The following is a 21,102-nucleotide window of genomic DNA, read 5'->3' on the forward strand; positions in this document are numbered from 1 at the left end:
GATGGCCGACAATGAGAAGATGGCCGCCATCTCTCACACCCCCCTCACCGCGCAGCAACCCCAGCTCGGTCTGCGTGAGCGCAAGAAGCTCAAGACCAGGACCGCGATCCGCAGGGCCGCCTTCGGACTGATCGCGGACCAGGGGTACGAGGCGACGACCATCGAGCAGATCGCGGAGGCGTCGGAGGTCTCCCCGTCCACCGTCTTCCGCTACTTCCCGACCAAGGAGGACATCGTCCTCACCGACGAGTACGACCCGGTCATGGCGTCCGTACTGCGCTCACGGCCGGCCGGTGAACCCCCGCTCGAATCCATCCGCTTCCTCTTCGACCAGACTCTCCAGTCCATACTGACCAGCGAGTACGACGAGGCGATACAGCGTACGAAGCTGATGGTCGAAGTCCCGGCCGTCCGCGCCCGGATGACCGAGACCATGTCGGTTTCGGCGAAGCTGCTCGGCGACATACTCGCGGAACGCACCGGCCGCGCCCCCGACGACCTGGAGCTGCGGATCTTCATCGCGGCCATGCTGAGCGTGGTGCGCGAGGTCACTCTCTACTGGGGCGAGCGCGGCAACCAGGACGATCTGCTCGTCCTGGTCCACCGCGCTCTGGACACCGTCGCCGACGGTCTGCGCCTCTGAGCACCGGCCCCGGCCCCCTGGACTCCTCCGGCGCGTTCAGCCGTTGGCCTGGAGGGCGAGGACGAGCGCGGACTCGTTCTGCGGAAGGTAGTGCACGTTCACGACGCGCCCCACCTGGACCTGCCCCACAGCCCGCGGCGGCAGGAACTTCGCCACCTCGGTGGTGAAGGTGGAGCCGTCGGGCCGGGTGACCGCCAGACCGACCAGGACCTTGGGATTGCCGTCGCGGATCTCGCCCAGGACCTCCAGGGTGCGCACCACCGCCTGGGCCACCACCCCGCGCTCCGCGATCTCCAGGCTCTCCCTGGTGGTCACGCCCTGCCGGATCATCGCCTCGTTCATGGCGCCCTGGGCCTTGCCGAAATCGCCGGAGCGGTCCAGCTCCACCCGGTCGGTACGGCCCGGCAGATAGCGCACAGGCAGCATCGTGCCCGGCTTGAGCAGGGCCAGGTCCGTCATCGGCACGACCGCCCTGGCGCAGGAGGCGAACCGGGCACCGTCCGCGCCCTCCACCATCAGATCGATCCGCAGCTCCGGCTGGCCGTTGTGCGACGCCCCGGTGGGCCGGGTCGCGGTGACGGTCCCCACGCCCACCAGGCCGTCACGGAAAGCCGCGCTGTTACGGCCCGAGAGCGCCGTCATCACGCTGTCGCCGGTGAACGCGAACACGACGGGGACCACGGTCAGCGCGATGATCGGCGCGACCATCTGGGGACCGACCCAGGCGAGGAACTCCATGCCCTCGTCGGTCCGTTGACCGAGGCCCTGCCGGACGTAATGGCCGAGCGAGCCGAGGAGGAACAGCAGGGCCGCGATCCGGATGAGCTTCTTCATGATCCGTCCTTCCCGAAAGGGGCCGTTGCCGCTGCCGACCGGCCGATGTCCAGGACGGTAGGAGCCGTCCCGGACCTACCGGTCCCAGGTTTGGCACGGCCTCGTCCTCCCTCTTAGCCTGATGTCATGCGGACAGGAGCGGGGGCGGTCGGCGGGACGGGTGCGGAGGCGAGTGCGGAGGCGAGTGCGGAGGCGGATGTCTGCGCGGAGGTGTCCCATGCGCGCGCTCCCCGAGGCACCGCCCGCCCCCGGGCCATGGTCCTGGACGAGGTGTGGCGCGAGTTGGACGGCGTCGGTCCGCTCAGCGGGCCCCAGGGCGGCCCGCTCAGCCGCACGGTGAAGCTCCTCCTCGATCCACTGGTGATCCGTCCCGTCCTCCATCCGCAGTGCGCGGGCCCGTTGGTGACGGCCGAGGGCGTGGCGCTGCTCGCCGCGCTGATCCACGCTTCGGCCGACGCGCTGCGCGCCACGGCCGCCTGGTTCACCCTGCTCAAGCAGGTGCGCCGGGGACTGCGGATCACCGAGGGCAACCCTCAGGATCTGTACTTCCAGCTCTGTTTCGAACTGGCCGCCACCCAGGGCCCGCCCGCCCCGGCGACCGGCGGGCGGATCGCCGAGGAGACGCTGCGCGAGGCGCACGGCTCGGCCCAGGGGCGTACGACGTGGGCGCTCAGGGAGTATCTGACCGACCCGGCGCACACCGGCGCGCTGACCTCGGCGCTCCATGCGGCGTGGGCGGCCAGGACCGTTGAACCCGCGCCCGGCGTGCGCCCCGACGAGGGGCGGGACGGCGGCGTCCCGGCGGTGGTACGGACCGTACTCGACGCCTGCCCCGTCGGGCGTCAGTCGAGTACGCGGGACTTCGGTACGAGGGACTTCGGTACGAGGGCCCCCGGCGGCCGGCGGTCCGGTGCGGGCAGTACGAACGGCGGGGCCGCGTTGGCCCGGCTGATCACGGACCACGCGGGTACGGCGGCGGGCCGGGCCCTTTGGGGCGCACGGCCGGAGGCCGCGCCCCGGGCCGGGGAACTGGGCCTGACCAGACACCCGGTGCCGGTCAGACCCGGTCTCGGCGACGGCTCGGCCTCCACGTCCGCCTTGGGGCTGCCGTTCGACCGCACGGTCCACGAGCGGGTCTTCACCGTTCTCCAGACGTCGCACGACCGCGCGGCGCTCGCCCCCGTACCCGAGTTGGTCCGCCGGGAGATCGGCCGCAGCTGCGCCCCCTGGGCACTGACCGACGAGTCGCTACGGGTCGCCGCCACCGTGGGGGTCCAACTCGCCCTGGGACTACGCCCGTTGGGAGAGGGACCCGGAGCGGTCGGCGAGACCGGCGCGCATCGGGCGATCAACAGCCGCTGGCGCCGGGAGGCGTACGTCCTCCAGGCCCGCCGGCTCGCCGTGTCCCTCGACACGGACAGCGATCCCGCCGATCCCGCCAATGCCTCCGATGCCTCCGATGCCTCCGATGTCGACGCTGCCGCCACTGTGGCCGAGCCGCTGGCGCGGATCGCGCGGGAGCTGCGTGCCCCGTGGCGGGCGTATCTGCGGCGGCTGTGGGTACGGCTGCACGGACGCGACGTACGGGATGCCCCGATGACCGGCGTCGAGGAACTGTGGAACGTGCTCGACGGGGTGGCCCGTTCAGTGATGCTGGACCACCGCGACCGGGTCAGACACGCCCTGAGCGCCCGGCCCGCCGCCCCCGAGGGGAGGTCCTGATGACCGCCGTCGTACGGATCGGACAGAGCGAGGGCGGACCGCCGCGCGTCATCGCACCGCCGCCCGGTGCCGGTGGCGCCGCGCCGAGCGTGCTGGATCCCGCGCCGGGCGTGGACGTGGCCGTGCTGGAGGTGGCGGGCGGGCTGCTGACCTGGAGCGTGCTCGCGCTGGATGCCCCGCCCGTAGCGGTACTTGACGATGTCGACCGGGCCCAGGAGTGGGTCTGGGCGATGTACGGAGAACAGGTCGCGCTGGCCCTGGCCGCCGAGGTCTCGGCCGACGTGCCGGTGCTGCCCGCCCTGCCCGCGCTCGTGGTGAGCGCCCGCCAACTGGCCTTCGCGCACTGGGCGTCACGGTGGTGGCCCGCCTCGGTGATCGACGGCATCCCAGCGCTGGACGAGCGACAGCTCGACCGGGAGATCGGCGATCTGACCGAGGAGTGCGATCTGCTCTTCGCCGGTGAGGAGACCGCCGACTCGCGCCCGCCGGGCGGCCCGGACGTCGAGTTCCCCGCCGACCGCTCCCCCGCCGTCGAGGAAGCACCGCGCGCGACCGACTACGCGCTCGCCGCCGGTCCCAGAGCCGGGACGGCCGGGACGGCGGACGGACTCACGCTGGCTCGCGGCACGGGCGGTTCCGACTGGCGCCGCTACCCGCCGGGGCTGGTCGACGCCTCCGAACGGGCCGTCTCCTGGGAGGTCGTACGGGCCGCCGCGCGCACCACGGTCTCCGTCTCCGTCGTGGCCGCGCCCGGACCGGTCGCCGTTGCCCCCGAGTTGACACCGCGCGCGACCGTCAGTGGCGCGGCCGATCCCCTCGATCTCGCGCTGCGGCGGGTGGACGACACCTGGCTGGGGAACGCCCCGTTCGACACCGCCGGGACCGGAGCCCCGGCCCCTGGCGGCCCGGGTCCGGTCGTCGACATCTACCTCCCGGGGTTCGGTACGTCACGGACCCGCGCCCACGACGACGAGGCGGCGGCCGAGACCCGGGCCCGGGTGAGGGCGCTCGTCCGATCGCGGCTCGCCAGGGCCAGGGACAGGGACAGGGACGAAAACGAGCACGGGGACGGGAACGACGGCCCCGGTCCACTGCTCCGTACCGAGATCGCGGCGGCGACCGCCGAGACGGACTTCTGATGACGACGACCGGCCCCGCCCCAGCCTCCGACAGTCCGGACGGCCCCGACAGCCCGGACAACCTCGACGACGCGCGACTCGCCCGGATCGGCGCTCTCGTCGACGCGGGCAACGACGCCTTCCTCCAGGGCGAGTTCCGTACCGCCCACGCCCTGTTCGACCAGGCCGTCGAGGCGACGGCGCCGTTCGACGACGCCCTCTACGCCCATACGAGCGCCCTGGTCAACCGGGCGAGCGCGGCGGACCGGCTGGGCGATCACCCGGCGGCGATCGCCTCGTACCGCGAGGCGCTCGGCCTCTGCGACCGGCTGGCGAAAGCCGTCACGGGCGCCCCGGAGGGCACTGCGGTCGTCGTGGTGCTCCGGGCCGGCGTACTGGTCAATCTCGCCCAGGCCCTCCAGAACACCGGGGACTTCGACGCGGCGAGTACCTCGCTGGAGCGGGCCCGCGCGCTTCTCGTGCCCCGGGAGGAGGGACCCGACGACGACGCGACCGCCTTCCGGCTGGAGGCGGACACCGCCGAACTCCTCGTCGGCTGTCTGGTCTCGCTCACCGCCCTCACCATCCAGCACGAGCGGTGGGCCAGGGCGCACGAGCTGGCGATCGAGTCCCTGGAGGTGGTGTCGCGGCATCACCCCGGCCTCTCCGGGCGGCCGTTGCTGAATCTGGCCACGATCCACGAGGCCACCGGACGGCCCGACCTCGCCGAGGACTTCGCGCACCAGGCGGTCGCCGCGTTCCTGGCGTCGGACACCCCGGCCGGAGTCGCCGAGGCGCGGCAGAGTCTGGCCCAGACGTATCTGCGCTCCGGCCGGCTCGACGAGGCGGAGGAACTGCTCATCGCGGGCCAGGAGTACTTCGAACGGACCGGCATGGGCGCCCAGAGCGCCCTCGGCCTCGATCTGCTCGGGCTGCTGGCCGTGCTGCGCGGGGACCCGGTCCTGGCGGACGAGCTGTACGAACAGAGCGTGGCGCGGTTCGAGGAGTCCGGGGCGGTGGTCTCCGCCGCCGAGGTACGCGTACGGCTGGCGGCCGGCCTGCACGCCGAGGGCCGCTACGAGGAGAGTGAGGCGCACATCCAGGCCGCTCTGGCCGTGTTCGCCGCGAGGGGGCTCGGACTGCGCTGCGCCCAGGCCGACTTCTTCCACGCCACGCTCCTGGAGGACCGCTGGGCCAACGGTCGGGGCGCGCCCCCCGACCCCGTCCTGCTCGGGCGGGCCGTCGGGCTGGCCGTGCCGGCGGCGCTCGCCATCGACGCGGTGCGGTTCACCCTGGCGAGCGGCGGGCAGCGGGAGCGATGGCATCGCGAGTTCGCCGCGCCCGCCATGCGACTGGCGTTCCGGCTCGCCGCCAGGGCCGGCGCCGCCGACTTGGTGAGCGAGCTGATCGAGTCGCAGTGCGCCGGGACCCCGCTGATCGACGGCTCACACGGCTCCCACGGTTCACATGGCTCCCATGGCTCGGACCGCGCGGAAAGTCCGGACGGCTCGGAAGGCTCACCGGACGCGGACGCGCAGGCGGACGCGGCCGACGGGCGCGCGAGCGACCGATCCCTCGCGCCCCCGAGGTTCCTGGGCCCCTCGGCCTTCCCCGAGCCGTCGGCGCCCGGCGAACAGCCCGGCCCCATGGACACCTTCCGGCTCGGCACCGCCCTCGCCGGGGTCGCGGCGAGCGCCGGCCTGCGGGTCTCGCCGCCGCCCCGGCTGGCGCTGAACCCGACGGGACCAGTGGCGCTCGATCCGTACATCGATCACGCCGAGACCCGCTACGGCGGCCGGATCCGGGAACGCCGGGTGGTACCGACATGGTGAGTGCACGCCCCCTCCCGGACCGCCCGACGGCCCTCGTACGGATGGCGGACGCCGGGGATCTCTATATCTCCTGGCGGTGGACCCATGAGCTGTCCGCGACGGGCGTCGGGCTGGTACCGGCCGCTCAACTCGCCTCGGCACTGGCCGCGTTGGCGGACGCCCTGCCGGGGGAGGCGCTGGAGCCCGCGCTGACGACCGGCGCCCTCGCGTCGTACGAGAGGGAACTCGCCCTCGCCGAGACGCTGTCGCGCACCCTCCTGCCGTACGGACTCGCCAAGCAGCTCTACGAGCTGTACCAGCGCGGGGTACGGCCGCATCTGCGCATCCAGCCGTCGCCGCGCGTGGCGCAGGTCCCATGGGAGCTGCTGGCGCCCGACCCCGGGGTGCGGCTGGTGGAGATCGCGGACATCAGCCTGCTGGCGCCGGTGAGCATCGTGCACGCCCCCGCCCGCCCGGCCAGACCCTGGGCGGCCACCCGGCGACTGCCCGTCGTGGGCGTCCTCGATCCGCGGGTGCCGGGGTTCCGCGCCGACTCCGCCCTTGGCTCGGTGCTGGGGCAGTTGCGGGAGGACGCGCCGGTCGCGCGGATGGTGGGCCGGTACGCGGCCGAGGGTCGCTGGTGGCCCGCCGTGGACGATCCGGTCGAGGCGTTCCGCCGTACCGACCTGGACCGGGACCGGCTCGGCGCCGCCCTGCGCGCGGGCGCCTCACGGCTGCTGTACGTCGGCCATGTGACGGCCGCGCCACCGGCATCGGGGGAGAGCGAGACCGCACAGCTGCATCTGGCCTGTACGGCGGAGGTGGTCGGCTTCGCCGATCCCGTACGGGCTCATCGCCCGCTGTCCGCGAAGGACTTGCTGCTGGGGACCATGGGACTCGCCGACAACCCCCAGCCGGGCGGGACCCGCTGGCCGATCCCCAGCCGGGTCGCGCTCATCGCCTGCGAGAGCGGGGGCGATCTGCGCTTCGCCGAGGCGCTCGGCCTGGCCACCGCGATGATCCACGGCGGCGCCGAGACCGTCACCGCCGGCCGCTGGACACTCCCCACCGATCTGGCCTTCCACCGCCTCGCGGACGCCGATCCGTCGGCGCGCCCGCTCCAGGACGCGGTCTGCGCGATCGACGCCGCGCACGAGCGGGAGGACGCGGTCCTCGCCCATGGTGACTGGCAGCGGGAGCGGCTGGCCGCCTGGCGGGAGCTGCGTACGGTCGAGCACTCCCCCGTCCTGTGGGGCGCGTTCGCCACGATCAGTACGGTCTGACGGCCAACCCCTCACGACGTTCTCCTGAGCGGCACGCCTTACGACGTCTCCTCAGCGGGCTCCCGCTCAGCGGCTCCCCTCAGCGGCTCCCGCTCAGCGGAAGCGGGGCGTGAGCGTCAGACGCGCCGTGATCGTCTTCGGGCGCTGGTACTCGTGGAGGGCCAGCGTGCTCAGGTCCGTGCCGTGGCCCGACGAACCCCGGCCGCCGTGCGGCAGCTCCGCCGTCTGGACGAGATGGCAGTTGAGCCACGCCTCGCCCGCGTTGAGCCGTCCCGCGAGGTCGAGCCCCGCCGCCAGGTCCCGGGTCCATACGCTGGCGGCCAGCGCCTGCGGCACCCCGTTCGCCAGCGCGACGGCCTCCGCCACGCTGTCCGCCGCCTGCACCGTCAGCAGCGGGCCGAACACCTCGTCCACCACCGCCGGATCGTCGTCCGGCAGCTGCGCGAGCACACCCGCGGGCCGCCAGAAGCCGCCCTCCTCGCCGGTGCCGGGCGCGGTGTCGGCCGTGACCGTCAGCTTCGCCGCCGAAGCGGCCACGATCCGGTCGTAGCGCGCCGCCTGGTCCGCGTTGTTGAGCGGGCCGAAGTCCCGGCCCGCCAGGCGCTCCCGCATCGCCTCGCCGAGCAGGGACACGGCCGACTCGTAGTTCTCGCGGAGGGTGATCACCCGCGCCGGGACGGCGCAGCTCTGGCCCGCGTTGTACGTGGTCGCCAGCGCCAGTTCCGTCCAGGTGTCCTCGGGAGCGTCCGGCAGGACGACGACCGGGCTGTTCCCGCCGAGCTCCAGGCTGACGCGTCGGGTGCCCGCGCGCGCCGCGACATCGGCCCCGGCGGCGGCGCTCCCGGTGAAGGCCACCAGGTCGATCGCGCCCGCCACCAGCAGCCGCCCGGTCTCGCGGTCGCCGGGCAGGGTCTCCAGGACCGACTCGCCCAGCGCCTCCCTCGCGTGTTCGGCGAGCAGCAGCAGCGAGTCGGGGGTGGTCTCGGCGGGCTTGACGACGACGGTGTTCCCGGCGGCGAGCGCGGGAGCGCAACGCCAGGTGGCCATCATCAGCGGGTAGTTCCAGGGGACGACGACCCCGGCCACCCCGAGCGGTTCCCAGCGGACCCAGCTCTCGTGCCCGGCGACAAAGCCTCCGGCGGCCGGGGCGGGCTGGGTGCGTGCCGCCCAGGCGTAGAAGCGGAAGAGGTCCGCCGCGTTCGCCACCTCGCCGGCCGCCTCGTGCGCCGGTTTGCCGGTGCCCGCGCGCTCCAGGGCGGCGTACTCGTCGGCGTGCTCCTCGATCAGCCCGGCGAGCCGGTCGAGCGCCCGGGACCGCTCCCTCGGGGTGCGCGCCCGCCAGCCGTCGAAGGCACGGCGGGCCGCGCCGACCGTGGCGGCGACCCGCGGGCCGCGGGCGACGGGCGAGCTGCCGCGTATCCGACCGGTACGGGGGTCGATGAGCGACACGGTGTCGTCCGATGCCCGCGGTGAGGCGGCGGACGGTGGGGGCGCGGACGGTGAGGCAGCGGACGGTGAGGTCGCGGACGGTGAGGTCGCGGGATCTGTGTTCAAGGGGGTCTCCATCAGCTGACGTCGTAGGCGCGCAGCCACAGTTCGAGGGTGAGCACGAGCCACAGCTTGCCGCCCTGCCTGGGCAGCAGCGTGCCCTCCCCTCGCATCCACGAGCGCACCGTGTCCGGCCGGAACAGCCCCCGGGCGCGCGCCTCGCGGCCCAGCAGCAGATCACCCGCCAGTTCCCGCAGGGGCCCGCCGAGCCACTGCTGCACGGGCACCCGCATACCGCTCTTCGGCCGGTCCACGACCGTGTCGGGCAGCAGGTCCCGTACCGCCTCCTTCAGCACCCACTTCTCGACCGCCCCGTTCAACTTCCACCGGGGCGGTGTGGCGAAGGCGTGGTCCACCACGCGGCGGTCGAACAGCGGGGCGCGGCCCTGGATCCCCTGGGAGGCGGTGAGCCGTTCGACCTTGGTGAGGATGTGGTGGGCGCCCTTGGTGCGCAGATTGCAGTGCAGCAGTTGGTTGAGCAGGTGGTCCATCCTGCCGTCCCGGGCCGCGGGCCGCAGATACGGGGCGACGAACCGCTCGGGGCCCGGCGCGGCGGCGAGGGCGTCCAGCGCGTCGGCGGTGAGCAGTTCGGGCAGATCGGTGAAGCATTTGCGGTACGAGCGCAGATACGCCGTCTCGCGCGCGTCCTCGGCGGCACCGCCCGCCACCTCGCCGCGGTGCATCTCGTACACCAGCATGGGCAGGTTCTTCGGCCCGCCGAACACCGGGTCGCCGCCTTCGCCGTTGAGCACGACCCGAGGCCCGTCCGCCGCCACGGCCTCGGCGAGCATCAGATTGGGCACGGTCAGCGGATCGCCCACCGGGCTGTCGAGCAGCGCGGCGGCCTCCGCGAGCCGCGCGGCCACGGCGTCGCCGGACACGGTGAGCACCTGGTGGCGGGTGTGGCAGTGCTGGGCGACCAGGCCCGAGTAGCCCAGCTCATTGGGGAGTTCGTCGCCGAAGCTGATGGAGTACGTATGCACGGGATGCGCGTGCAGCTTGGCGGCGAGCGCGGTCACCAGCGAGCTGTCGACCCCGCCGGAGAGCAGCACGCCCACGGCCTCCGCCTCGGGCAGTCGGCGCGCCGTGGCGTCCTCCAGCAGCTCGCGCAGGCGCAGGGCGTAGCTCTCGGGCGGGGCGCCGTCGTCCTCGATCAGCTCCTGAGGCTCCCAGTAGTGCTCTTCCGTGACGGTCCCGTCGGCCGCGAGCCGCAGACAGCGCCCGGGCAGCACTTCGCGTACGCCGCGCAGCAGCGTCTCTTCGCCGGGGAGGTAGGCGAAGGTCAGGAAGGAGCGTACGGCGGCCAGTTCGAGACCGGTGCCGAGCGCGGGCCAGCGGCGCAGGGCGCGCAGCGAGGTGGACGCGGCCCAGCAGTCGTCGGCGCGTGCGTAGAACAGCGTGCGGGCGCCCATGTGGTCGCGGATCAGGACCAGTTCCGCGTCGTCGTGCACGGCGAGCGCGAACATGCCCTCCGCCGCCCGTATCCCGGCCGCGCCGAGCCGTACCCAGCAGCGCAGCAGCAGCTCGCCGTCCGGGCAGCCGGGCGGCGCGTGCTCACCGGCGCCCGCGAGCGCGGCGAACAGTTCGGGCCGGTTGTGGAGGGTGACCTCGCCGACGGCGGTACGGCCGTACGCGGTGAACGGGCCGGTGGCATGGCCGGGTTCGTCCCGGATCAGCGCCGCGCCCGGCGCACCGGTGTCCACGTGGGCGCCCATCGCCGCGAGATGTCCCGCCGCCCGTTCGGGTGTCGCCGCCAGGCAGGCACAGAAGCGTGCCACGATCGCCCCTCCTCTCTGTTCCGCTCGATGCGCGCGGTTCCGCGACTCGTCGTTCAGCCTGTCCGACGCCCCGTCCCCCGGGCCGGATCATCCGAAGTCGTCGTCGCTCCAGCCGCCGTCGTCGTCGGAGTTCCATCCGTCGCCGGAGTCCCAGTCACCGCTGTCACCGCCGCCCGCGTCCCCGCCCCCCATGTCCCCGCCGCCTGAGGAGGAGTTCTGGGCCGCAGCCTGCTGTTGCTGGCGCAGTTCCTCCTCCTCTTCCGGCGTCAGCATCTCCGGCGGGAGCTGGGTGGCCGTGATGGCGAGGCTGACGAGCCCGAGCCCGCCCAGCAGCACGCCCATGCGCCCGCCGAACGAGGTCTTGTTGACCAGCATCGTCTCGCCCCGGTCCCAGAGCGTGCGGCCGTAGCCGATGTCCCTGCCGTAGGTCACCCTGCCATCGGAGTACTGGCGCTTGATGACACGTCCGCCGAGCAGTTCATCGGTACCGGAAGCGCCCTGGTTGTCGTGCCAGCGCACGTGCGTGCCACCTTCGCGCCGCCGCCACTCCTCACGTCCGTCCCGGTAGCGGCGGTGGACGCTGTGGTCGGCGAGCAGCTCATCCCTGTACTCCGTCTCGCGTGGCCGGTTTATCACCTTTGGTCCCCGTATCCCCTGGTTGGTTCGTCGGCCATGTCATGAATCCCGCCGTACGCAGCTCACGCAGCCCGGTCCAGACCGAATGGCTGGGCGTCCTCGGTCCGCGTACCAGCCGCAGCACAGTGCGCAGCAGCCGGGCGGGCGGTACGGACTCGACCTCGGCGAAGCGCCCTTCGGCGAGCCAGTCCCGCTCGCGGGCTTCGAGCCCGGCGGGCAGCGTCAGCGGGCCGGGTCCCGGTGCCGGGCCGCGCGGCGAGATCAGATGGAGCGCGGTGGCGTGCCGGGGTACGAGGCCCATCGAGGAGACCCGTACGCCGGGGTGCGCCTCGCGCACGCGTGCGGTGAGCGCGATCCCGTCCACGCTCGCGTCGTGCAGCACATGCACGGTGGCGCCGTCCACCCTGCCGAGCCCGGCCACCAGCCGGGGATCGAGCGGCAGATCGTCGGCGGCGAACACCGGGCAGGCGGCCTCCAGATGCACATCGTTGGCGAGAAGCATCCGGGCCACCCGGCGGCTCTGGCAGACGAGCAGCCGGGGCAGTCCGTAGTCGTAGAGATCGGGCTCGGAAGGCTCGGAGGGCTCGGAGGGCTCGCGAGGCGCACGGCCCGAAGCCGAAACGGGGCCCGAAGCCGAAGCGGGGCCCGAAGCCCGGGCCGAAGCGGCGGCGGCAGCAGTCGTCAGCAGCCCCGGCACCGCGCCGTACCGCCGCAGGGCCTCCTCGAACCGCTCGTACCGTACGGGCGGCGCGGGCGTCAGCGGAAGCCTGCGCGGGACCATGTGCGGCGGGCGCAGGACGCGGCACATCTCGTAGTACAACTGCGCCTCGGTGAACCGGATCCGGCCGGGCGCGCCCGCGCGTTCGACGGCGGTCGCGAGGGCACGGTCGAGCAGCCGGTCGCCGATACCCACGGCGACGCGTGGGGTCATCGGCCCGCCTCGCCGGGCCAGGTGAGGAACCCGACGGCCTCGGCCTCGCGGCGCTCGGGATCCGCGGGGGTGGCGGCGGCGAGGCGTTCGACGGTCCTGCCGACGGCCGCGAGGAGCTTGGCGGGGCGTATGGCGACGAGGGCGACGGTCCAGCCCCCGGCCAGCCACTCCAGCTCGTCCTTGGTGAGCGTCCCGCTCTCGCCCAGCCACTCGATGAGGTCCTTCGCCGGCTCGTCGCCGCGCCGCGCCGGTGCGCCCGGCGTCCTCATGACAGCGCGCGGAGGCAGCCCGGCGTCGATCACCGTACGGCCGGGCAGCGCCTCACGCGTCCGTATGACCAGTCGGCAGCCCGGCGCGCTCGCGTCGTGCAGGACGAGGACGGGGAGCGCCTCCGGCACCTGCTCGACCTCGGTGGCGATGACGGCTCCGTACCGCTCGGGCATCCCGTTGGCGGCCAGGAAGGCGGCGATGGCCCGGTCCGGGCAGAGCACCGCGAGTCGCGCTCCGTCCGGCAGATAGACGCGGCGGTACGGGAAGTCGTCCACGATCCCGGGCGGCAGCGCGCCGTAGACGCCCACCCAGTCGCTCAGCATCATCGAGCGGAAGCCGCTGAGCGGATTCGGCGTCGGCTTCTTCTTGCCGCTCGCCAGGGCGATGATCATACCGAGGACGAAGACGCCGATCAGGATCGAGCCGAAGACGGTGAACCCGCTGACGCCGTCGGCGTTCGTTCCGGCGAGGACCATGATGACGCCGACCAGCAGCGGAACCCACAGACAGCCAAGGGCCGTCACGGCCGGACTGTGGCTCTTGGGCGGCGACGTCTTGGGCAGCGCCGCGGCCCCTAGCTGGTTGATGGAGATCTTCAGCCGGCCGCCGTCGGTGAGCTTGGGGAGGAGACGCTGGACCCGTGCGTCACTCATCCCCAGCGAGTTGGTCTTGGGGTCCAGGGCGTAGCGCCGCTTGCAGTGCGAGCAGGTGCGGTTGGGCCGCTCCCTGAGGAGCAGGTTCCTGTTGCAGAACGGGCAGATCATCGCGGGCCCTCCAGTGCGGACGCGGCGCGCCGGAGCCCGGCGGCGAGACGCTCTCGCACGGTGGTGGCGCCGATGCCCCTGACACGCTGGATACGTTCGATGTCGCGCAGCGCGGCGGCCAGCAGCCCGTAGTCGGTGCTCACGCGGGTGACCGTGCCGAGCGCGCCGCGGCCGTGCCGTACACCGTCGTCGCTCGCGTCGTCCACGGCGCGGCGCTCGGCCTCGTCGGCGGTGATCGCGTAATCCTCGTGGTCGATACCGAAACCGGTGTTGGCGGCGAGGATGTTCAACGGTTTCGTGCCGCGGTTGGCGAAGGAGTGGGGCATCATCTCGGGGATCCGGATCATGGCCCCGGGGAACAGCCTGATCTCGGTGACCCGGCCGCGCGGCGCGTCGTAGAGACCGCAGGCGGCATGGCCGAGGCTGAGCACGATGTGCTCGCCGCCGTGCGCGTGCGGGGTGAACGCGCTGCGCGGGCCGACGACCCCGAGCTTGAACGTGGCGTTGGAGGGGCGCTCGGGAGAGGTACGCGCGTCACCGACGAGATAGTGGGCGAACTGCCCTTCGTCGATGAAGCGCAGGAACTCCTCGCTCGGGCCCAGCTCGCGCGCGCCGTCCCGGTCCGCGAACAACACGCTGCCCTCGGGCTTGAGATGGAACAGCTCCACCCCGTGCGGCAGGTCTCGCGACAACCGTTCCATACCCCGCAGTCCGGGTGTGCCGGACCGGGAATCCACGTCGGACATCAACGCCCCCCTCGCGTCGTGGACCACGATCGCATCGTAGAACCGCGACCGGGAACACCTTGGACAGATGATATTGCCGAGCACCGACATCGGGATGAAGTGACGGGGCGTCGCGCGTACCCGGGTGGCTGTCGGGTCCCGCGTACGCGCGCCGTTCGAGATCGGGCCGCGCTGCTCAGCGCCGCCGCACGTCCCCCTTTCCGCATGCCAGCCCGTCCCCGTCCGGGTCCAGCCGGAGCGGATCGTCCCCGCCGTTCACCCTCAGCCGCCCGTAGTCGTTCGCCGCGAGCCAGTCGCAGCGCGCCTTCGTCGTCGCCGCCTTCGTGCTTCCCCGCACCGTCTCGGGAAAGACCGTCGGTACGCAGACGTTCGCCGAGCCGTAGTGCCGGTCGCATCCCGCGATCCGTGGGCTCACCGGCGCCGAGGTCCGCTTCTTCCGCGGCTTCTCGGGGCTCTTCGCGGGCTCGCCCGCGAAGTCATGGACGTGCGCCGACTCCACCGCCTTGTCGGCGAGCGCCGGAGGGCCGCCCAGGCGCACCCACTCGGCCACCGAAGGAACGCCGTTGGCGTCGACCGCGAAGAGCATGTACCAGCCGGGCGGCGCCAGGTTCGGGTTGCTGGTGACATTGAGGTCGACGGTGATCCCGTCGTTTCCGTCCACCGACAGCGGCAGATCCACGAACCGCTGGTTGGGGTCGGAGGAGTGGGTGACCGCGGCCGGCCGGATCAGTTCGGCCTTGGCGATCGGCCGGTCGACCGTGATCCGCCGCGTGTCCCCGTACAGCCACTGGTCGTCGCTCAGTGAGGTGATCCGCGGGCGCGGCCCCTTGAGGAGATACGGCGGGGTGTAGAGCGACACCCGATGGTTCCAGGAGCCGTTGCCCGGGTTGTCGCCGGTCGTCATCACCCGGCCGTCCGGCAGCAGGAACGCCGACGAGTGGTAGCCGCGCGCCTCCGGGTCCGCCGCCACCGGATCGAAGGTGTCCGTCACCGGGTCGAACAGCGAGGACTCGTGGACGGGGTTGGCGCGGTTGTGCAGCGCGCCGCCCGTCTCCAGGACCTTGCCGTCGGGCAGCAGCACGGCGGAGCCGTACATCTTGCCCTGCGCGCCGGTCGCCGGCCGGGGTCCGTCGCCGAGGTCGACGGTGCCCTGCGGCAGCAACGGGCCCGGTGTGTACCGGGGGTTGGGCTGCTTGAGATCGATGAGATCCGTCAGCCTGTTCGCCTCCGGGTTGGAGTCGATATTGCCGCCGCCGATCGTCAGCACCCGCTGGTCCTGCGCGGGCGGCAGCAGCACGCTCGCCGACTGGTCGCGCTCGTCCTTGTTCTGGAGCCCCGCGATCTCGGTCACCGTGTTGGCGTCGTAGTCGTAGACCGACGAGCCGGTGCCGGGTGTGCCGTTGCCGAAGACATGGCTGCCGGAGTAGAAGAGCCGCCCGTCCTGCATCAGGATCATCGACGGGTACAGGCCCCAGTACGACCAGGTCTGGTTGACCTGCCACGTCGGCAGCCACTTGTCCTGGGCCGCCGACCAGCGCTCGGCGGTCACCGAACCGCTGGAGTCCTCGCGCAGCCCGCCGAAGGACAGCACATCGCCGTTGCCCATGATCGTGGCGGACGGATACCAGTGTCCGTCGTTCATGTCGTTGGTCCTGGTGTACGTCTCGGTGGTGGGGTCGAAGACATACGAGTCCTTGAACCCCTGGTAGCCGACCGTGCCGTCCGCCGACGGATAGCCCTTGTTGCCGCTCATCACCAGCACCCGGCCGTCGGAGAGCTGGACATGGCCGGAGCAGAACATGTCGTCGGGGGTGGGGACGGTACGGTACGAGCCGTCCGCCGGGTCGTACACGGCGGAGGTGAACGTACCGGCCGCGAACATCTCCGGGTCGTTGCCGGAGCCGGCGATCAGCAGCACCTTGCCGTTGTGCAGCACCACCGAGTGCATCGAACGCACCGGGTTCTCCGTCGGCAGCACCTCCCAGCGGCCGTTGGCGCACTCCTCGGCGGTACCGGTGCACTCCGGTTCGACGGGCGGCGGGGCGACCTCCTCCATCACATAGTCGTCGGTGGTGACACTGCCCGTGCCGTACACCGACACGCCCCAGGTGATCCGGTCGGTGCCGGGCGGAATCACGGGGGTACGGACCTCGGCCCGCTGGTAACCGGCGCTCAGGTCCAGGGTTTTGAGATCGGTCCAGTACTGCCAGCCGGCCGTGGTGTCATGGCGGAAGAGGGTGATCGCGGCGTCGGGGGTCGTCGACCTGTACCAGAGGGACAGGTCGTACTGCCGCTCGGGCACCACCGCGGGCGCGCACTGGGCGGACTCCGTGATCAGCGCCTTGCGGTCGCCGTCGGTCCGGCGGGTCAGCTCCACCCGCAGCGCGGCGGTGCCGGAGTGGGCGTCGGTGACGGTGTCGAAGGAGAAGTCGTTGTCGCCCCAGCCCGACCGCTCCCAGCAGTACGGCATTCCGTCCGTGCCCGGCGTCTCGAACCCGGGGTTCTTGACGAGGTTCGCCCCGGCCATCGCGGGCCGCTCGGTGGCGAACAGCAGGCCGCCGGTCAGCGCGAGGAGGGCGAGGAGGGCGGTACGGCGCGATGTGCGGAACCGGCGCGGCGAGACGCGCGGACGGACAGGGCTCATCGGCGCACGCTCCCCTCGGAACCCTCGGAACCCTCGGAACCCCCGGACCTCTGGGAACCCCCAGAGCCCTTGGACCCCCGGGAGCCCCCCGACCCCTCTGCCGCCTCGGCCGCCTCGGCCGGCGCCGCGCCACGCACCGTGAGAACCCGGGCGTCACGCCCCGCGCGCCGCCGCTTCGGCAGATAGACCAGGGCCTCCGTCCCCACGAACCGCAGCACGAATGTCGCCAGCAGCGCGCACGCGGTCGCCGTCAGCACCCCCATCCCGAACTGGCCGACGAGCAGCGCGATCAGCGGGATACGGAGGAACAGATCGGCGTTGGCGAGCAGCGCGAACCGGCCCACCCGGTCCGCCCAGTGCCGGTGCGCCCGCCGGTCGCGGAAGAGCAGTGTCTCGATCAGGAGGAAGTTCCACACCACGCCGAACTGGTTGGCCAGCACCTCGGCCGGCAGATAGTGGACCCCGGCCGCCATCAGTCCGTGCAGCGCGAGCAGGTTCGGTACGAAGCCGCTGAGCCCGATCAGTCCGAAGGCGATCATCCGGGCGAGGGGCGCGGCCGTCCGCAGCTCCACGAGATGGCGCAGGAAGCGCAGCCCCTCCTTCGCCGTCGACTTCGACTCGCCCGCGAACCGGTCGCGGAAGACGAACGGCACCTCGGCCGGCTGCTCGGGCCGGCAGCGTACGGCCAGTTCCAGCAGGATCTTGTAGCCGAGCGGACGCAGCGCCTCCGCGGTGACGGCGGAGCGCCGGATCGCGAAGAACCCGCTCATCGGGTCGCTGATCCCGCGCAGCCTGGCCGGGAAGATCCCCTTGGTCAGCCAGGTCGCCGCGCGGGAGACGGCGACGCGGTAGCCGCCGGCCAGACCCGCGCGGCTGCCGCCGTCGATATAGCGGCTGGCGACGACGAGATCGGCGGAGGTCCGTTCCCCGGCGGCGACCAGATCGGGGACGAGCGCGGGCGGATGCTGGAGGTCGGCGTCCATGACGACGATCCAGTCGGAGCCGGCTGCCCTGAGCCCTTCGACGACCGCGCCGCCGAGACCGCCCTCGGGCGTGGCGCGGTGGATCACATTCACGGGGAACGGGCAGTCCTGCGCGGCCGACGCGATCGCCGCGGGGGTGTCGTCGGTCGAGTCGTCGACGAAGAGCACTTCGCAGGGCAGCCTGGCCGGTACGGCGTCGGTGAGCTGTCGCAGCAACTCCCCGATGTTTCCGGACTCGTTGAAGGTCGGGATGATGACGGTGACGGCGCCGGGCTCGGCGACGGCGGTCGCTTCCAGCTCCGGTTCACCGCGCTCCCCGGCACCGATGGGGGGAAGAATGCTCATCGCTCGTCGCCTCCCGCGATCCGGTCGCCATCTGTGATCCGGCGGATCTCGATCCGGTCCTCGCCGTCCCCGAAGACGGCGACGGCGGTCGAGTGCTCCAGCGCGTCGCGCACCTTGGGCAGATCACGCGCGTCGCGCCGTACGGTCGGGGACGCGACCACATAGTCCAGATCGCGCCAGCCGTCCGGCATGGTCTTCGTGACGGCCGGGTCGAGGTCGGCCTTGTAGAACCAGATCGCGCCGAGCCCCGGTGCGTACCCGGCGTGCACCAGATCGAGCCAGAGCGCGTCATCGACCAGTACCCGGGCCCGGGAGGGGTCGGGCACCTCCGTCGCCATCCAGGCGGCCGCCTGCCGGTAGGGGGCGTTGGCGTCGACGGTCAGCGCGGTGCGATCGCCCTCGTACCACCGGGGCACGACGACCACGAGCGCGGCCATGGCGAGCGCCGCCAGCGCCGTCCGGCGGACGGTGGTGAGCACCCGGCCCTCCCGCGGACCGCGCCGTCTGCGCAGGATCGCGTGGCTGACGGACGCGGCGCCGCCCGCCAGCACCAGGGCCAGGAACGGCAGCCCCTGGATCACATACATCGCGGGCAGATAGCCGGACGGGCGCAGCGCGACCAGGGTGAGGATCACCACGGCCAGCGCGGGCCCCGCCAGCGCCCGCGCGGTCACCGACCAGCGCAGGGTGACCATCAGCAGGACGGCGCCCGCGATCCCGCCGAGCGGCAGCACCCGGTCGTAGTACAGCCAGGACTGGAGCACCCCGTAGGAACCGCTGCCCGGGTCGAGCACAAAGCCGGATCCGGGCCTGCTCATCTGGTACGTGATGCCGTCCCAGAGCGAGACATGCCCGGCGCCGGGCAGCAGTTCCCCCTTGAGCAGGGCCATCAGCGGATAGCAGAGCCCGACCAGCGCGCAGGCGGTGATCGCGCCGGTCACCGCGAACTTCCGGGTGTCGCGATGGCTGTGCCGCCACAGCGTCACCAGCAGCGCGGGCAGGACGACCAGCATGGTCTCCTTGGTGAGCACCCCGACGGCGGCGGCGAGTCCGGCCGCGAAGTGATGCCACAGGTGCCGGCTGGGCGAGGCCGCGAGACAGAACGCGAGCAGCGTCCACATCACGGCGAGGTTGTCGAGGAAGATCTCCCGCTGGAGCACCACGGAGAGCGGGGAGAGCCCGAACAGGGCCATCGCCAGCCCGGCGGCCCAGCGCGGCAGTCGGAGCCGCCGGGCCAGCACATAGAGGAAGACCGCGCTCGCCGCGCTGACCAGCAGCATCGCGAAGCGCATCGGGGCGACCGTCATCGTCTCGGGCGAGAGGAGCGAGGGCAGCCAGGTCAGTAAGGCGATCTGCATCCAGCCGAGCGGCGGATGGTCGTACCAGTAGGTGTAGTGGGCGAGGCCCTTGCCCTCCTGGACGGCCCAGGCCTGGGCGAGATAGGTGCCCTCGTCGTCGCTGAGCGTCGGATAGTGCTGGATGTTCCAGCCCTGGACCAGCAGGATCGCGACGAGGAGCGCCCCGCACAGGAGCAGATCGGCGCGGGAGCGGCGGAAGCGGATGACCGGGTGGACGGTGAGCGGCGTCGGGCCGCCGCCGTGGCGGGCATGACTCGGCCGCGCGGGGACGGTGGTCTGCTGATCCGCCGTCACCGCGGGAAGGGTGGAGGTCACGCGTGGACGTCCTCTCGGATGAGATGCGCGCCGACATGACTGGTCAGCTCCCAGTCGCCGTGCCCCCGCTGCTCGCGCCAGACGGCGCGGATCGCCGCGCCCGCGAGGAGCAGTTGGTAGAAGGGGCCGCCGACGATGAGCTTCAGATAGTGCGTGAGCCGGACCCGCAGTCCGTACTGCTTGCCGAAGTCATGGAGCCCGACGACCTCGAAGACGAAGGTCACCAGTGCGGTGACCAGCGGCAGGAAGGTCACGAACGCGACGGTCACCGGGACGTCGAGGAAGAGCGCGATCCCCACATTGAGCGGGATGACCAGACCGGTGAACGCCTGGAGGAACGGTGTCATCAGCGTGTAGCGGGCCAGCATCCGCTGCCCGCGCGTGGGCAGTTGGCGCCAGTCCTTCTTGCGGTACACCTGAAGGAAGCCCTGGTTCCAGCGGGTGCGCTGTTTGAGCAGGGACATCAGCGAGCCCGGGGTCTCCTCGCGGGTCACCATGTCGGAGTCGTACGCGACGACGACCTTCTTGCCCGCGCTGGAGAGCCGTACGCCCAGATCGCAATCCTCGGCCAGGCAGTTCTGGTCCCAGCCGCCCGCCTCGCGCAGGACGTCGGTGCGGACGAAGACGGTGTTGCCGCCGAGCGGGATGAAGCCCTTCTGGGCGTGGAGATGGAGCCTGCTGCGGAACCAGAAGAAGTACTCCAGGCAGTTGCGCAGGCTGTACCAGCTGGAGTGGAAGTTGATCAGCTGGACGCCGCCCTGGACGACATCGGCGCCGGTGGTGCGGAAGGCGTGGTCGACATGGGCCAGCAGCTCCGGATGGACCTGGTCCTCGGCGTCGAAGACCCCCACGACCTCGCCGGTGCAGTGCGGCAGCGCGGTGTTGAGCGCCTTGGGTTTGTTCTTCGCCTCATGGGTGTCGACGACGACCCTGACCCGGTGCGGATCGCGGGCGGCGGCCCGTTCGGCGACCGCCGCGGTCTCCGGGTCGTCGTGCCCGACGATGACGATGATCTCGAACCGGCGGTGGCTGGACTCCAGCAGCCGTTCGACGGTGTGCTCCAGTACGGCCTGTTCATGACGGGCCGGCAGGAGCAGCGAGAACGAGCCCCGGCGACCGCCGTCGGGCCGGTCGAATCTGGTCGCGGCCAGCGTTTCCGGCGTACGCCAGGCATGCATCTGCCACCAGAGCGTGAACGCGGCCATCCAGAACAGCGCCAGTGAAATGGCAGCGATGACTACGGACGTGAACACATGGCCCCCCTCGGCCAGGGCCGGCCGCGGCAGGCCCCCCTGGCCGTCGGCAGACCCGTACATCCCCCTGTGCGCACAGTCCCCTCGTGCACACCCGTTGTGACTCTTGTGAAGACAATA

The 21,102-nt window shown here is 72.3% G+C and carries 16 protein-coding genes; 5 read left to right on the forward strand and 11 right to left on the reverse strand.

Annotation, left to right across the window (positions count from 1 at the left end; translation table 11 throughout):
* Positions 1-19: 19 nt before the first annotated feature.
* On the forward strand, positions 20-643 hold the full coding sequence (locus ABTZ59_RS32035; RefSeq protein ID WP_351421602.1) for a TetR/AcrR family transcriptional regulator: 624 nt from the start codon (positions 20-22) through the stop codon (positions 641-643).
* A 36-nt stretch (positions 644-679) separates the two neighbouring features.
* Here the strand turns inward: ABTZ59_RS32035 and ABTZ59_RS32040 are convergent, their stop codons facing one another.
* Positions 680-1,477, reverse strand: a complete 798-nt coding sequence (locus ABTZ59_RS32040; RefSeq protein WP_351421606.1) for a hypothetical protein — start codon at positions 1,475-1,477, stop codon at positions 680-682.
* Between the two features lie 126 nt (positions 1,478-1,603).
* Here ABTZ59_RS32040 and ABTZ59_RS32045 point away from each other — a divergent pair, with 126 nt between their 5' ends.
* Genes ABTZ59_RS32045 through ABTZ59_RS32060 form a run of 4 tightly spaced genes read left to right on the forward strand, consistent with a single transcriptional unit; the run spans position 1,604 to position 7,411 of the window.
* On the forward strand, positions 1,604-3,199 hold the full coding sequence (locus ABTZ59_RS32045; protein ID WP_351421609.1) for a hypothetical protein: 1,596 nt from the start codon (positions 1,604-1,606) through the stop codon (positions 3,197-3,199).
* Entirely contained in the window at positions 3,199-4,338 is a 1,140-nt protein-coding gene (locus ABTZ59_RS32050) for a hypothetical protein (RefSeq protein WP_351421612.1), read from the forward strand. Before ABTZ59_RS32045 ends, ABTZ59_RS32050 begins: the two co-directional genes overlap by 1 nt.
* Positions 4,338-6,149: a tetratricopeptide repeat protein gene (locus ABTZ59_RS32055; RefSeq protein WP_351421619.1), complete on the forward strand. Its 1,812-nt coding sequence runs from the start codon at positions 4,338-4,340 to the stop codon at positions 6,147-6,149. The genes ABTZ59_RS32050 and ABTZ59_RS32055 overlap by 1 nt, the downstream gene beginning before the upstream one ends.
* The gene (locus tag ABTZ59_RS32060) at positions 6,143-7,411 is read left to right on the forward strand and encodes a CHAT domain-containing protein (protein ID WP_351421622.1); all 1,269 of its coding nucleotides are present in this window, start codon (positions 6,143-6,145) and stop codon (positions 7,409-7,411) included. Before ABTZ59_RS32055 ends, ABTZ59_RS32060 begins: the two co-directional genes overlap by 7 nt.
* A 93-nt stretch (positions 7,412-7,504) precedes the next feature.
* Here ABTZ59_RS32060 and ABTZ59_RS32065 read toward each other — a convergent pair whose 3' ends face one another.
* From ABTZ59_RS32065 to ABTZ59_RS32110, 10 genes are all read right to left on the reverse strand, one after another.
* Positions 7,505-8,965 (reverse strand): aldehyde dehydrogenase family protein, encoded by a 1,461-nt coding sequence (locus ABTZ59_RS32065; protein ID WP_351421626.1) that lies wholly within the window; start codon positions 8,963-8,965, stop codon positions 7,505-7,507.
* Between the two features lie 11 nt (positions 8,966-8,976).
* Entirely contained in the window at positions 8,977-10,737 is a 1,761-nt protein-coding gene (locus ABTZ59_RS32070; RefSeq protein WP_351421630.1) for an asparagine synthetase B family protein, read from the reverse strand.
* 87 nt (positions 10,738-10,824) lie between these two features.
* Positions 10,825-11,373 (reverse strand): hypothetical protein, encoded by a 549-nt coding sequence (locus ABTZ59_RS32075; protein ID WP_351421633.1) that lies wholly within the window; start codon positions 11,371-11,373, stop codon positions 10,825-10,827.
* Positions 11,336-12,304: a hypothetical protein gene (locus ABTZ59_RS32080; RefSeq protein ID WP_351421636.1), complete on the reverse strand. Its 969-nt coding sequence runs from the start codon at positions 12,302-12,304 to the stop codon at positions 11,336-11,338. The genes ABTZ59_RS32075 and ABTZ59_RS32080 overlap by 38 nt, the downstream gene beginning before the upstream one ends.
* Entirely contained in the window at positions 12,301-13,338 is a 1,038-nt protein-coding gene (locus tag ABTZ59_RS32085) for a hypothetical protein (protein WP_351421639.1), read from the reverse strand. The genes ABTZ59_RS32080 and ABTZ59_RS32085 overlap by 4 nt, the downstream gene beginning before the upstream one ends.
* Entirely contained in the window at positions 13,335-14,084 is a 750-nt protein-coding gene (locus ABTZ59_RS32090) for a cupin domain-containing protein (RefSeq protein WP_351421642.1), read from the reverse strand. The genes ABTZ59_RS32085 and ABTZ59_RS32090 overlap by 4 nt, the downstream gene beginning before the upstream one ends.
* Before the next feature lie 175 nt (positions 14,085-14,259).
* Entirely contained in the window at positions 14,260-16,728 is a 2,469-nt protein-coding gene (locus ABTZ59_RS32095) for a galactose oxidase family protein (RefSeq protein ID WP_351421648.1), read from the reverse strand.
* The gene (locus ABTZ59_RS32100) at positions 16,725-18,056 is read right to left on the reverse strand and encodes a glycosyltransferase (protein WP_351421652.1); all 1,332 of its coding nucleotides are present in this window, start codon (positions 18,054-18,056) and stop codon (positions 16,725-16,727) included. Before ABTZ59_RS32100 ends, ABTZ59_RS32095 begins: the two co-directional genes overlap by 4 nt.
* Entirely contained in the window at positions 18,053-19,729 is a 1,677-nt protein-coding gene (locus ABTZ59_RS32105; RefSeq protein WP_351421658.1) for an ArnT family glycosyltransferase, read from the reverse strand. Before ABTZ59_RS32105 ends, ABTZ59_RS32100 begins: the two co-directional genes overlap by 4 nt.
* On the reverse strand, positions 19,726-20,982 hold the full coding sequence (locus tag ABTZ59_RS32110; RefSeq protein WP_351421665.1) for a glycosyltransferase: 1,257 nt from the start codon (positions 20,980-20,982) through the stop codon (positions 19,726-19,728). Before ABTZ59_RS32110 ends, ABTZ59_RS32105 begins: the two co-directional genes overlap by 4 nt.
* Positions 20,983-21,102: the final 120 nt, after the last annotated feature.

Origin of the sequence: Streptomyces sp. NPDC094034, from assembly GCF_040303865.1 — a bacterium.
Lineage (GTDB): Bacteria > Actinomycetota > Actinomycetes > Streptomycetales > Streptomycetaceae > Streptomyces.

Coding starts and splice junctions, on each gene's coding strand:
- ABTZ59_RS32060 (WP_351421622.1), top strand. CDS start 6,143: ATGGTGAGTGCACGCCCCCTCCCGGACCGCCCGACGGCCCTCGTACGG.
- ABTZ59_RS32050 (WP_351421612.1), top strand. CDS start 3,199: ATGACCGCCGTCGTACGGATCGGACAGAGCGAGGGCGGACCGCCGCGC.
- ABTZ59_RS32090 (WP_351421642.1), bottom strand. CDS start 14,084: ATGTCCGACGTGGATTCCCGGTCCGGCACACCCGGACTGCGGGGTATG.
- ABTZ59_RS32045 (WP_351421609.1), top strand. CDS start 1,604: ATGCGGACAGGAGCGGGGGCGGTCGGCGGGACGGGTGCGGAGGCGAGT.
- ABTZ59_RS32085 (WP_351421639.1), bottom strand. CDS start 13,338: ATGATCTGCCCGTTCTGCAACAGGAACCTGCTCCTCAGGGAGCGGCCC.
- ABTZ59_RS32040 (WP_351421606.1), bottom strand. CDS start 1,477: ATGAAGAAGCTCATCCGGATCGCGGCCCTGCTGTTCCTCCTCGGCTCG.
- ABTZ59_RS32080 (WP_351421636.1), bottom strand. CDS start 12,304: ATGACCCCACGCGTCGCCGTGGGTATCGGCGACCGGCTGCTCGACCGT.
- ABTZ59_RS32055 (WP_351421619.1), top strand. CDS start 4,338: ATGACGACGACCGGCCCCGCCCCAGCCTCCGACAGTCCGGACGGCCCC.
- ABTZ59_RS32035 (WP_351421602.1), top strand. CDS start 20: ATGGCCGCCATCTCTCACACCCCCCTCACCGCGCAGCAACCCCAGCTC.
- ABTZ59_RS32095 (WP_351421648.1), bottom strand. CDS start 16,728: ATGAGCCCTGTCCGTCCGCGCGTCTCGCCGCGCCGGTTCCGCACATCG.
- ABTZ59_RS32100 (WP_351421652.1), bottom strand. CDS start 18,056: ATGAGCATTCTTCCCCCCATCGGTGCCGGGGAGCGCGGTGAACCGGAG.